Origin of the sequence: Paracoccus sp. UBA5162 (assembly GCF_002413585.1) — a bacterium.
In the GTDB taxonomy this organism is placed as follows: domain Bacteria; phylum Pseudomonadota; class Alphaproteobacteria; order Rhodobacterales; family Rhodobacteraceae; genus Paracoccus.
The window spans coordinates 97,973-110,699 of sequence record NZ_DHXG01000056.1; the positions used below are offsets into that span (position 1 = coordinate 97,973).

The 12,727-nt window shown below is 67.2% G+C and carries 11 protein-coding genes; 7 read left to right on the forward strand and 4 right to left on the reverse strand.

All coding sequences use genetic code 11. From position 1 onward, the window contains the following. Positions 1 to 22: 22 nt before the first annotated feature. From B4A72_RS08630 to B4A72_RS08645, 4 genes are all read left to right on the forward strand, one after another. The gene (locus B4A72_RS08630; RefSeq protein ID WP_292955298.1) at positions 23 to 1,423 is read left to right on the forward strand and encodes a protein adenylyltransferase SelO; all 1,401 of its coding nucleotides are present in this window, start codon (positions 23 to 25) and stop codon (positions 1,421 to 1,423) included. 84 nt (positions 1,424 to 1,507) lie between these two features. Continuing rightward, positions 1,508 to 2,191, forward strand: a complete 684-nt coding sequence (locus tag B4A72_RS08635) for an endonuclease/exonuclease/phosphatase family protein (protein ID WP_348670548.1) — start codon at positions 1,508 to 1,510, stop codon at positions 2,189 to 2,191. Between the two features lie 67 nt (positions 2,192 to 2,258). After that, positions 2,259 to 3,533 (forward strand): phosphopyruvate hydratase, encoded by a 1,275-nt coding sequence (eno, locus tag B4A72_RS08640; RefSeq protein WP_292955295.1) that lies wholly within the window; start codon positions 2,259 to 2,261, stop codon positions 3,531 to 3,533. Positions 3,534 to 3,755: 222 nt separating this feature from the next. Further along, on the forward strand, positions 3,756 to 4,880 hold the full coding sequence (locus tag B4A72_RS08645) for a TRAP transporter substrate-binding protein (protein WP_292955611.1): 1,125 nt from the start codon (positions 3,756 to 3,758) through the stop codon (positions 4,878 to 4,880). A gap of 153 nt (positions 4,881 to 5,033) precedes the next feature. On the opposite strand, the gene B4A72_RS08650 is transcribed toward B4A72_RS08645, so the two are convergent. Continuing rightward, complete coding sequence (locus B4A72_RS08650) at positions 5,034 to 5,402, reverse strand: YigZ family protein (protein WP_292955292.1); 369 nt, start codon at positions 5,400 to 5,402, stop codon at positions 5,034 to 5,036. 55 nt (positions 5,403 to 5,457) lie between these two features. Beyond that, on the reverse strand, positions 5,458 to 5,883 hold the full coding sequence (locus tag B4A72_RS08655; RefSeq protein WP_292955289.1) for a Fur family transcriptional regulator: 426 nt from the start codon (positions 5,881 to 5,883) through the stop codon (positions 5,458 to 5,460). 148 nt (positions 5,884 to 6,031) lie between these two features. On the opposite strand from B4A72_RS08655, the gene B4A72_RS08660 reads away from it, so the two are divergent. Further along, complete coding sequence (locus B4A72_RS08660; protein WP_292955286.1) at positions 6,032 to 7,351, forward strand: GH1 family beta-glucosidase; 1,320 nt, start codon at positions 6,032 to 6,034, stop codon at positions 7,349 to 7,351. On the opposite strand, the gene B4A72_RS08665 is transcribed toward B4A72_RS08660, so the two are convergent. Next, positions 7,348 to 9,063, reverse strand: coding sequence for an amidohydrolase family protein (locus tag B4A72_RS08665; protein ID WP_292978342.1), 1,716 nt, complete (start codon positions 9,061 to 9,063; stop codon positions 7,348 to 7,350). The two genes, B4A72_RS08660 and B4A72_RS08665, sit on opposite strands and share 4 nt — an antisense overlap. Before the next feature lie 58 nt (positions 9,064 to 9,121). Continuing rightward, positions 9,122 to 10,723 (reverse strand): GMC family oxidoreductase, encoded by a 1,602-nt coding sequence (locus tag B4A72_RS08670; protein ID WP_292978344.1) that lies wholly within the window; start codon positions 10,721 to 10,723, stop codon positions 9,122 to 9,124. Between the two features lie 184 nt (positions 10,724 to 10,907). On the opposite strand from B4A72_RS08670, the gene B4A72_RS08675 reads away from it, so the two are divergent. Next, positions 10,908 to 11,555, forward strand: a complete 648-nt coding sequence (locus tag B4A72_RS08675) for a 50S ribosomal protein L25/general stress protein Ctc (RefSeq protein ID WP_292955277.1) — start codon at positions 10,908 to 10,910, stop codon at positions 11,553 to 11,555. A gap of 120 nt (positions 11,556 to 11,675) precedes the next feature. Next, a partial coding sequence (gene trmFO / locus B4A72_RS08680; protein ID WP_292978346.1) for a methylenetetrahydrofolate--tRNA-(uracil(54)-C(5))-methyltransferase (FADH(2)-oxidizing) TrmFO occupies positions 11,676 to 12,727 on the forward strand: 1,052 nt, incomplete at its 3' end.

Consider the following 12,727-nt stretch of genomic DNA (forward strand, 5'->3'; position numbering starts at 1 on the left):
GTAGAGGTCGAAGGAGCCAGCCATGATCCACTTCGACAACAGCTATGCCCGCCTGCCCGATGGGTTCTTCGCGCGTGTCGATCCGACCCCGGTGCCCGCGCCGCGCCTGCTGGCGCTGAACCAGCCGCTGGCGGATCGGCTGGGCCTGGACGCGGATTGGCTGCGCGGGCCGGAGGGCGTGGCGATGCTGTCGGGCAATGCCATGCCGGAGGGGGCCGAGCCCATCGCCCAGGCCTATGCGGGCCATCAGTTCGGCGGCTTCGTGCCCCAGTTGGGCGACGGCCGGGCGGTGCTGCTGGGCGAGGTGGTCGGGCCGGACGGCGCGCGGTTCGACATCCAGCTGAAAGGCTCGGGCCGGACGCCGTTCTCGCGTCAGGGCGACGGGCGGGCCTGGATCGGGCCGGTCCTGCGCGAATATGCGGTCAGCGAATTCATGGCGGCGATGGGCGTGCCGACGACGCGGGCGCTGGCGGCCGTGGCGACCGGCGAAACGGTCTGGCGCGAGAACGGCTTTCCGGGTGGTGTGCTGACCCGCGTCGCGGCCAGCCATATCCGTGTCGGCACCTTCCAGTTCTTCGCCGTCAGGGGTGATGAGGCGCGGCTGGCGGCGCTGACCGACCACGTCATCGCGCGGCATTATCCGCAGGCGACCGGTCCCCTGTCGCTGCTGGATCACATCGTGGCCCGGCAGGCCGAAACCATCGCCGCCTGGATGGCCCTGGGCTTCATCCACGGCGTGATGAACACCGACAACATGGCGGTGTCGGGCGAGACCATCGATTACGGTCCCTGCGCCTTCATGGACGGCTATCATCCCGACACGGTCTTTTCCTCGATCGATCACGCAGGCCGCTATGCCTGGGCGCAGCAGCCCCAGATCGCGGTCTGGAATCTGGCGCAGCTGGCCAGTTGCCTGATCCCGCTGATGGGCGAACGCGATGCCGCGATCGAGGCCGCGACCCGATCGGTCCATGCCTTCGCGCCGCTCTACGAGGCGGCGTGGCTGCGGCGTTTCGGAGAAAAGCTGGGACTGACGGGCGTCGCGCCGGTCAAGGACCTGGCCGAAGGGCTGCTGACGCTGATGGCGCGGGAACGGGCGGATTTCACGCGCGTCTTCGCCGGGCTGGCCGATGGCGGCGCCCGCGACGAATTCACCGATCCGACGGCCTTCGATGCCTGGGCAGAGGGCTGGCGAAGGAGCGATCCCGACCCGGCGCTGATGGCCCATGCCAATCCGCGGCGCATTCCGCGCAACCACCGGATCGAGGCGGCCATCGCCTCGGCCGTGGCCGGCGACATGGCGCCCTTCGAACATCTCTTCCTGGCCGTGACCCACCCCCGCGAGGATCGCGCCGACTGGGCCGACCTGGCCCGGGCGCCGCTGCCGGAACAGGCAGTCAGACAGACTTTTTGCGGAACCTGATGGCGGCGGGGGGGCGTTGCCCCCCATCCTCTTGCAGAGGATTCCCCCCAAGGTATTTTGAAAGAGTGCGAGGGGACGGGCCGGGTGCTGAAACTGGCAAGCTACAATCTTCACAAGTGCCGGGGCGTGACCGGACCCCACGCGCCCGAGCGCAATCTGGCGGTCATCGCCGCGCTGCGGCCCGACATCATCGCCCTGCAGGAGGTGGATTTCCGCTTCGGTGCCCGCCCCGAGGCGCTGCCGCGCGGATTGATCCGCGACGCCACGGGGCTGGTCGCGGTCGAGATCACCGGTCGGACCGGCGAGCAGTCGCTGGGCTGGCATGGGCAGACCATCCTCATGCGCCCGGATCTTGCCGCGGCCGCGACCGTCCGGCGTCTGCCCCTGCCGGGGCTGGAGCCGCGCGGCGCCGTGGCGGTGCGGCTGCCGGGGTTGACGGTGATCGGAATGCATCTGGGTCTGGCGCGATCCTCGCGCCGGGCCCAGTTGCAGCGCATCACCGCGCAGGCGGCGCGGATCGCGGGTGATCATGTGGTGATGATGGGCGATTTCAACGAATGGCGCGACGATCGCGGCCTGGAATCGCTGGCCGGATTCCGGGTGATCGCGCCGGGCCCCTCGTATCCCGCCCCCCTGCCCCGGCTGGCTCTGGACCGGATCGCCATGTCACGGCACCTGCACCTGCTGGACAGCGGCGTCTTCGCGGGCGCACGGGCGCGCGACGCCTCGGACCACCTTCCGATCTGGGCCGAGATCGCCCTGCCCTGACGAAAGCGGCTTTCGGCCTGCCGCCTTCGCGGGTATGCAGGCGCCGACACAGCAACGGAGGGGCTTCATGTCTGCCATCATCGATATCTTCGCCCGCGAGATCCTGGACAGCCGCGGCAATCCGACCGTCGAGGTCGATGTGACGCTGGAGGACGGCACCATGGGCCGCGCCGCCGTGCCCTCGGGCGCATCGACCGGGGCGCATGAGGCGGTCGAGAAGCGCGACGGCGACAAGGCGCGCTACATGGGCAAGGGCGTGCTGGAGGCCGTGGCCGCCGTCAATGGCGAGATTGCCGAAAACCTGATCGGCGAGGACGCATCCGAACAACGCGCCATCGACGCGATGATGTGCGACCTGGACGGCACCCCCAACAAGGGCCGGCTGGGCGCGAATGCGATCCTGGGCGTCAGCCTGGCAGTGGCCAAGGTCGCGGCCGAGGATTCCATGCAGCCGCTGTATCGCTATGTCGGCGGCACCTCGGCGCGGATCCTGCCGGTGCCGATGATGAACATCATCAATGGCGGCGAACATGCCGATAACCCGATCGACATCCAGGAATTCATGATCATGCCGGTCAGCGCAAGCTCGATCCGGGATGCCGTGCGCATGGGATCAGAGATTTTTCACACGCTGAAGAAGGAATTGTCCGCGGCGGGCCTGTCCACGGGGATCGGCGACGAGGGCGGCTTTGCGCCGAACCTTTCCAGCACCCGCGATGCGCTGGATTTCATCCTGAAAGCGGTCGAGAAGGCCGGCTACAAGCCCGGCGACGACATCATGCTGGCGCTGGACTGCGCCTCGACCGAATATTTCAAGGGCGGCAAATACGAGATGAAGGGCGAGGGCAAGTCGCTGTCGCCGCAGGAAAACGTCGATTACCTCGCCGCCCTGTGCGACGCCTATCCGATCCTCTCGATCGAGGATGGCTGTTCCGAGGATGATTGGGACGGCTGGAAGCTGCTGACCGATCGCCTGGGCGAACGCGTGCAACTGGTCGGCGACGACCTGTTCGTGACCAATCCCGAACGGCTGGCCGAGGGCATCGAAAAGGGCTGCGCCAATTCGCTGCTGGTCAAGGTCAACCAGATCGGCACGCTGTCGGAAACGCTGGACGCCGTGCGCATGGCCGACCGCGCAGGCTATACCAGCGTCATGTCGCACCGTTCCGGCGAGACCGAGGACGCGACCATCGCCGATCTGGCCGTGGCCACCAATTGCGGCCAGATCAAGACCGGCAGCCTCGCCCGATCCGACCGGCTGGCGAAATACAACCAGTTGATCCGGATCGAAGAAATGCTGGGGGCGACGGCGGAATATGCCGGCCGCTCGATCCTGCGCTGACAGGCGCGGCACGGCCGCCCCGCCGCCCGTTTTCCGATGTCGCGGGCGGCGGCAGCAGCCTTGACGCAAGGGCAGTCGAAAATACCGGAAACATCATCCTCCTGCCCCCTCGACAGACGCCGATCCAGGGCTAAACTGCGGCGCCATGCAGGGCGGGAAAATCCCGGGGCGCAAGGCTCCACCCGTCCCAGCGGAGGAGAATGCATGAAAGAATCCAAGTCACTGGACCGCCGTTCCTTTCTGACGCGGGCCTCGGTCGGCGGGGCTGCGGCCGCCGCGGGCACTGCGCTGGCGGCACCCGCCATCGCGCAGGAAATGCCGACGATCAACTGGCGCCTCGCCTCGTCCTTTCCGAAGTCGCTGGACACGATCTATGGCGGCGCGGAAGAATTGTCGACACGGCTGAAAGAAGCCACGGACGGCAAGTTCACCATCCAGGTCTTTGCGGCCGGCGAGATCGTTCCCGGCCTTGACGCGATCAATGCAGCGACCGACGGCACCGTCGAATCCGCCCATTCGGTCGGCTATTACAACTGGGGCAAGGATCCGGCCTTCGCTTGCGGCGCCGAGTTGCCCTTCACCTTTTCCGCCCGGGCCAAGACGGCCTACCAGTATCAGGGCGGCGGGATCGAAAACTACAATGAGTTCCTTCAGAAATACGGGCTGATCGGCTTCCCGGGCGGCAATACCGGCGTCCAGTTCGGCGGCTGGTATCGAAAGGAAATCAAGACCCTGGCCGATCTTCAGGGGCTGAAGATGCGCATCGCCGGCCTGGCCGGGCGCGTGGTCGAGAAACTGGGCGTGGTGCCGCAGCAGATCGCCGGCGGCGACATCTATCCGTCGCTGGAGAAGGGCACGATCGACGCGGCCGAATGGGTCGGTCCCTATGACGACAGCAAGCTGGGTTTCCAGAAGGTCGCGCCGTATTATTACTATCCGGGCTACTGGGAGGGCGGGCCCACCGTCAGCTTCTTCTTCAACAAGGCCAAATGGGATGAATTGCCGGACGGCTACAAGTCTCTGGTGCGGACCTGCGCGCAGGCCACCGACCAGAACATGCTGGCGAAATACGACATGAAGAACCCGACCGCGCTGAAGGAACTGGTCGGTTCGGGCGCGCAGTTGCGGTCTTTCAGCGAGGAGATCCTGACGGCGGCGTTCGAGGCCGCGGGCGAGGTCTATGCCGAGATTTCGGCCGAGAACGAGTCCTTCAAGAAACAGTATGAGGCCATGCTGCAATTCCGCGATGACTGGTATCTCTATGCCCAGACCGCCGAATATACCTTTGACACCTTCATGATGATCCAGCAGCGCAACGGCAAGCTGGCCCCGCAGCAGGGCGGCTGATCCCGCCCTCGGATCGCGACTGAACGGCGCCGCCGCGGGGAAACCCGCGGCGGTTCTTCCGGCTCTGCCGCGCGCCTGCCCGCGACCATCGGCCGGGGCCGAAGCCGAAGCATCCCGCAAGGTGAACCCTTCGGTCCCGCCTCAGGCCTTGTCTCAGGCTTGCGGATCGCCCAGTCCCGTTTCGCGCAGATAGAGCCGAACCGCATCCGCGACATGGCGAAACCTGTCGCCGCCCAGTTGCTTGCCGCCATACCAGCGCGTAACCACCACGACATGGTTTTCCAGCCCGGCCCGGTCCAGCATCTGCAGGATCAGCGCCCCCGCGCCCGCCTCGCCATCGTCGTCCTTTACCGGTTCGCCATCCAGGATCGCGGCCCAGGTGTTATGGGTGGCCTTCGCAAATTTCTTCTGCCGTTTCAGACCGGCCAGCAGCGCCCGGACCTCGGCCCGGCTGGCCGCCCGCCCCCCCGAGACCGCGTATCGCGACCCGCGATCGACGATGATCCTGTCGAAAACCTGCATCCTCGTTTTCTTTCCGGTTGTCCCGCCCGGTCGCGGCGCACGCGCGCCTGCCCGACTAGACCGCACCCCTGCGCCGCACATAGAGTTCCAGCCGGTGATGCACGATGTCATATCCCATCTCGGCCGCGATCTCGGCCTGCAACCGCTCGATCCGGTCGCTGGTGAATTCGGTCACGGCCCCGGTCTCGACATCGATCATGTGATGGTGGTGGCGCAGGTCGGCGGCCTCCCACCGCGCCGGCTGATCTTGGAATTCCAGCTTCTCGATCACGCCCTGCGCCTGCAAACCGTTCAGCGTCCGATAGACCGTCGCCAGCGACACCGAAACCCCGGCCGCCGCGGCGCGCCGGTGCAATTCGGCCGCGTCCGGATGATCCTGGCTGGCCGCCAGCACGCGCAGCAGGGCGGCGCGCTGCCGTGTCACCCTGATGCCCGCGTCGCGCAAAGCGGCTTCCAGTTGTCTCGCGCGCCGATCGCCCATCTTCCGTTGATGCCGCATCGCGGATTCAGGTGCAACCGGTTCTCATCTTCCGGGGCCGCAGGACCGCCTGCACGCAATCGGGCCGCCTGACCCCTCTTTTCGCCGGCGCCGCGACATGGCAAAGCCGGGATCAGGAAGGAGACATCCGATGCTGCCCAAGCGATCCGACTTTCCGCCCGGTTTCCTTTTCGGGGCCGCCACCGCCGCCTATCAGATCGAGGGTTCGGCCTTCGGCGGGGCCGGACCGTCGCATTGGGACACCTTCGCGGCGACGCCGGGCAACGTCATCGACGGCAGCTGCGGTGCGCGGGCCTGCGATCACTACCACCTGTGGCAAACCGATCTCGACCTGATGCGGGATGCCGGCTTCGGGGCCTATCGCTTTTCCACATCCTGGGCGCGGGTGATGCCCGATGGCCGCGCGCCCAACCCGGAGGCGCTGGATTTCTATGATCGCCTGGTGGACGGGATGCTGGAACGCGGCCTGCAGCCCTTCGCGACGCTCTATCACTGGGATCTGCCCGCCGCGCTGGCCGACAAGGGCGGCTGGCGCAATCGCGACGTCGCCGGCTGGTTCACAGACTATGCGCGGCTGGTCCATGCCCGGCTGGGTGACCGGCTTGCCGCGACCGCCACCCTGAACGAGCCCTGGTGCATCGCCTGGCTGTCGCATTTCCTGGGCCACCACGCTCCGGGCCTGCGCGACATCCGCGCCGCCAGCCGCGCCATGCATCACGTTCTTCTGGCCCATGGCACGGCGTCCCGCGCGCTGCGGGCCGACGGCGCGGGCAATCTGGGCATCGTGCTGAACTTCGAGACCGCGCAGCCGCGCGACGACAGCGCCCAGGCCGCAGCCTCGGCCGCGACGCAGGACGCGATTTATAACCAATGGTTCATCCGCGCCGTCACCGGCCAGCCCTATCCCGAGGCTGCGATGGCCGGAATCGGCCCTCATCTGCCCGAGGGCTGGCAGCAGGACATGGATCTCGTCGCAGCGCCGCTGGACTGGCTGGGCGTCAATTACTACACCCGCAAGTTGCATGGTCACGCCCCGGGCCACTGGCCCAACAACGCGGACAGCGACGGGCCCCTGCCCAAGACGCAGATGGGCTGGGAAATCCGTCCCGAGGGATTGACCGAATTCCTGATCCGCCTGTCGCGCGACCATGTGGGGGATCTGCCGGTCTACGTCACCGAAAACGGCATGTCGCTGGCGGCCGGGCCGGACGTGACCGACGACATGCCGCGCGTGGCCTTTATCGGCGATCATCTGCGCGCCGCCCGCGCGGCGATGGATCAGGGCGTCAACCTGCGCGGTTTCTTCTACTGGTCGCTGCTGGACAATTATGAATGGGCCTTCGGCTATGGTCCCCGTTTCGGCCTTGTCCATGTCGACTACACGACCATGGCGCGCACGCCCAAGGCAAGCTGGCACGCCTTTCGCCGAATGCTGGGACCGGACCGCTAGGCCAGCCGCCGCCAGACAGGATGGTCGCCATGGAACCGCGCCAGCCGCGCCTTTTGCAGGCCGTCGCGATCCAGGCCCAGCCAGCGTCGTGCATTGTCGCCCATGATCGCGCGGGCGGGCGCACCGCCGCCGGTCAATTCCTCCGCGAAACTGCCGAGCCCGGCCAGATAGGCCGGATGGGCCGGCATCCGGGCGATCATCGACCAGTCGCTGCCGTATAGCATCCGTTCGCCCGCCAGCGGCTCGGCCTCGAACAGGTGCCGGGTCGTGGCCAGCGCGGCCGGCCGTGTGGCGGCGCCGGCCATTGCCTCGGTCCAGAAGCCGGTATCGAAGAACAGGTTCGGGAAATCGTCCAGCATCCCGATCAGTTCGGTCTCCCATTGCGGATTGCCGTGACCGCCGAAGCCGCCGAAATGCGCCAGGCTGACCCTCAGATCGGGGAATTCGCGCAAGGCAGGTGCCCAGAGCCAGGGTGCGGAATAGGCTGCGGTGCCCGGCCCGGCGCCCATACTGGCCGAGGCATGGGCCGCGATCGAGACATCATTGGCCTGGCACCAGCCATAAAGCCGGCGCAGTTCGCGATCGAGGGCCGCGCCGCCGCCGGCGGGCCGGGCGCGGGCATGGCCGAAACCGATGCCGGCATTCTCCAGCGGCTTGAAGCCCATCGGCGGATACAGTTTCACGCCGGCAAAGCCGTGTTCGGCGACGGCGCGACGAACCCGTTCATGGGCGACATCGCCCTCGATCGCGGCGCGAAGCGGGCAGAAGCCCACGAAATTCAGGATCAGCACATCGCTGCGGCGGGCCGAGATTTCCGCGAACAGCCGGATCAGCGCATCGGGATCGGATTGCTTCACCTCGCGTGCCTTCAGCCAGTAAGCCAGATCCAGCAGCTGATTGGCAAAGACCTGCACCTCGCCCGGACGGCCATAGAGATTGATCGCCTGCGCCACGATCCGTGCGCGGTCGCGCGTCATCAGTTCGGCCCATTGCATCATTCCCGCAAGCGTCTGTTTCAGCGGATCGCCAGCCTGATTGCGCGGATCATAAAGCCCTTCCGCGATCTGGCGTGCCTGACGGCGCGCGAGACCCGGCAGGGCCGTGCCGCCGGCGACGGGCGGGGCCGCCGCGGGACGGCTGGTCCGGGCCGCTGCCGGGGGCGCCTGCTCGATCACCGGCTGCGGCGGGATTGCGGGCTCGTCAAGACCGGCGGCGGCGGCGAGGTCGGCGAACAGCGCCTCGTCCTGGGCAAGCCTTTCGCGATCCGTCGCCGGCAGCAGTGCCATCGCCGCCGATGGCCCGGCCACGGCGGCCGTTTCGGCGCGATAGGCAGCCAGAAACCCGGCCAGCCGATCCACGCCCTCGTCGCGCATCCTGTCGGTCGAGGGCGTGGGCAGCCGGGCGGGCAGATCGGCCAGTTCATCTTCGGCGGTGCGGGTGGTGCTGGCCAGGAAGCTGACGATCAGCCGGATCAGCGGCGATTTCGTGACATCGGGCAGGCTGCCTCCGGATTCGGCGGTGAAATCGACCTGATCCAGCCAGCCCAGAACCGGAACATCCGCGCCGTTGAACAGATGCAGATGGGCGTCGATCGGGATCCCCGGCAGCGTCGTGACCGGCCCCGGCCGGATCACGCCCGAAATGCCGCAACCGGCCAGCGCGGTCGTGGACAGGACAAGGCGCAAAAGCTGTCGGCGGCTGGGCACGGGCATCTCGGCAAAGGCTGCTGGAGCCAGATTAGCATGGATCACAAGCGCGTGATACCGTGCATCATGGGGAAGGCAGGATCATCCGGGCGGCCTTTTCGGCGATCATCGTCACCGGGGCATGGGTATTGCCCGAGACGATCGTCGGCATGATCCCCGCATCGACCACCCGCAGACCGCCGATCCCGTGGACGCGCAGTTCCGGATCGACCACGGCCATCGGATCGGTGCCCATCTTCGTCGTACCGACCGGATGGAAGATGGTCGTTCCGACATCGCCGGCCGCGCGGATCAGGTCGGCATCGCTGGTCAGGTCCGGACCGGGCTTCAGTTCCTGCGGCTGGAAGGCGGACATGCGGGCGGTGGCCATCAGCCGCCGGGCATGGCGCAAGCTGTCGACGGCCACCTGCCGGTCGGCCGGGGCGGAAAGATAGCGCGGCGCGATGGCGGGCGCCGCCCCCGGATCGTTGCTGGTGACGTGAACCGCGCCCGCGCTTTCGGGCCTGAGATTGCAGACCGAGACGGTCAGCCCCGGAAAATCGTGCAGCGGCTCGCCAAAACGGTCCAGCGACAGCGGCTGCACATGATATTCGATATTCGCGGTCTCGAACGCCTCGGAGGATTTCGCGAAGATGCCCAACTGGCTGGGCGCCATCGACATCGGCCCGCTTCGCCGCAAGGCGTATTCCAACGCGATCCCGGCCTTGCCCAGCAGACCGCGCGCGCAGTCGTTCAGCGTCTTCGCGCCGCTGATCCGGAACACCATCCGCAATTGCAGATGGTCCTGAAGGTTCTCGCCCACGCCGGGCAGATCGTGGATCGGCGCGATTCCCAGACCCGCCAGCCGTCCGGCCTGACCGATGCCGCTGAGTTCCAGCAGCGCGGGCGAATTGATCGCGCCTGCCGCCAGCACGATCTCGGACCTGACCCGGGCAAGGCGCTGCCGGCCGCCCTGGGTGAAGATCACGCCCGCCGCGCGGCGGCCCGCGAAGGTCAGGCGCCGCACCTGGGCGTCGGTCTCGATCCGCAGGTTGGGCCGGCCCCGCACCGGGTCCAGAAACGCCTTGCGTGCGTTCCATCGCAGGCCGCGCCTCTGGGTGACGGGGAAATAACCCACGCCTTCGTTGTCGCCACGATTGAAATCCGCGCAGGCGGGCAGCCCCATCTCTTGCGCGGCCTCGGCCACGGCTTCCAGGATCGGCCATCGCAGCCGCTGCTGCGCGACCCGCATCTCGCCCCGGTCGCCGTGATGGTCGTCGGCGGGGCCGTAGTGACGTTCGCTGCGGCGAAAACAGGGCAACACGTCGTCCCAGCCCCAGCCGGGGTTGCCCGCCTGCCGCCAGCGGTCGTAATCGGTGGCCTGCCCGCGCATGTAGATCATGCCGTTGATCGAGGAACAGCCGCCCAGAACCCGACCGCGCGGATAGTTCAGGCGGCGGCCGTTCAGTCCCGGCTCGGGTTCGGTCCGGTAGCACCAGTCGAGACCCGGATTGCCCATCGCATGAAGATAGCCCATCGGCACATGGACCCAGAAGCGGTTGTCATGACCGCCCGCCTCCAGCAGCAGGACGCGGTTTCGCGGATTGGCGGACAGGCGGTTGGCCAGCACGCAGCCCGCAGATCCCGCGCCGATGACGATGAAATCGTAGTCGCCGAAATCCTGCATCCCCTCGTCCTTCCGCCGCAACGCTAGCGGCCGGCCGGCCAGCCGGCAAGCAAACCGCGAGGCCCGCGCGCGCAGCGGCGATTGCCCCCTTCACATCCCGGCCGGCCTGCGCTATAGGCCCGGCTCTGTCGCCATGCACCCTTGGAGGATGGCGGCGTCAACAACTGTTACAGGAATGGATATCATGGCCAAAGAGATCCCGGATCTGGTGGCCGAGGCACGCGCGGGGACAGGCAAGGGGGCCGCCCGCCAAGCTCGCCGCGAAGGCAAGGTGCCCGGCATCGTGTATGGAGACCACAAGGAACCGGTCGCCGTCGCGTTCGAATTCAACAATCTGCTGACCAAGCTGCGTGCCGGTCGCTTCATGTCCACGCTGTGGAACCTGAAGGTCGATGGTCAGGACGACGTGCGCGTCATCTGCCGCGCCGTGCAGAAGGACATCGTGAAGGATCTGCCGATCCATATCGACTTCATGCGCCTGCGCCGCACCTCGAAGGTGAACCTGTTCATCCCGGTCGAATTCGTCGGCCACGAGAACTGCCCCGGCCTGCGCAAGGGCGGCACGCTGGTGACGGTGCGCCCCGAGGTCGAACTGGTCGTGACCGCGGGTGATATCCCCGATCACATCACCGTCGATCTGTCGGGTCTGGAAGTCGGTGACGGCATCCATATCCACGATGTCACGCTGCCGGCCGGCGCGACGCCGACGATCGAACGCAACTTCGCCATCGCCAACATCGCCGCGCCGTCGGCACTGCGTTCCAGCGATGATGCGGACGAGAAAGCCGACGAGGCCGAAAGCACTGAAGAGACGGCCGAAGCCGAAGAATGATCGCCCGGCCTCTTTCGGGGCCCGGTTGATGCAGGGGGGCGGTGCCGCTGGCGCCGCCCTTTTCTTTTCGGCCATCCGCTGCTAGCAGATGCGCCATTCCGCCCGACCCAGAGGTGCCTCATGCAGCCCGTTCACATCATCGGCGCCGGCCTGGCCGGATCCGAGGCCGCCTGGCAGGCGGCCCGCGCCGGCGTGCCGGTGATCCTGCACGAGATGCGCCCCCGCGTCGCCACCTTCGCCCACAAGACCGGCGATTGCGCCGAGATGGTCTGTTCGAACAGCTTCCGGTCCGATGACGACGTGATGAATGCGGTGGGTCAGCTGCATTGGGAAATGCGCGCGGCCGGCGGGCTGATCATGGCCATGGCCGACCGCCACCGCCTGCCCGCCGGCGGCGCGCTGGCCGTGGACCGCGAGGCGTTCTCGCAAGCCGTCACCGCCGCGCTGCGCGCCGATCCGCTGATCGAGATCCGCGAGGACGAGATCACCGAACTGCCCCGGGACGGCAACTGGATCGTGGCAACCGGCCCGCTGACCTCGGAGGCGCTGGCGGGCGCCATCCGGGCCGTCACCGGGACCGAGGCGCTGGCCTTTTTCGACGCCATCGCCCCGATCGTGCACGCCGACACGATCGACATGTCCGTGGCCTGGGAACAGAGCCGCTATGACAAGGGCGAAACCGAGGCCGAGCGTCGCGCCTATATCAATTGCCCGATGACCCGGCCGGAATACGAAGCCTTCATCGACGCGCTGCTGGCCGCCGAGAAGACCGAATTCCACGAGGGTGAAACGGCCGGCTATTTCGACGGCTGCCTGCCGATCGAGGTGATGGCCGAACGCGGACGCGAAACCCTGCGCCATGGCCCGATGAAGCCCGTGGGACTGACGAATGCGCACAAGCCGCAGGAAAAGGCTTATGCGGTCGTCCAGCTTCGTCGTGATAACGCATTGGGAACGCTTTATAATATCGTCGGCTTTCAGACCAAGATGAAATACGGCGAACAGACCCGGGTCTTGCGCATGATCCCCGGCCTCGAAAATGCCGGTTTCGCGAGGCTGGGCGGAATCCACCGCAATTCCTTTCTCAATTCGCCCACGCTGCTGGACGACCGGATGCGCCTGCGGACACGCCCGAACCTGCGTTTTGCCGGACAGGTCACCGGCGTCGAAGG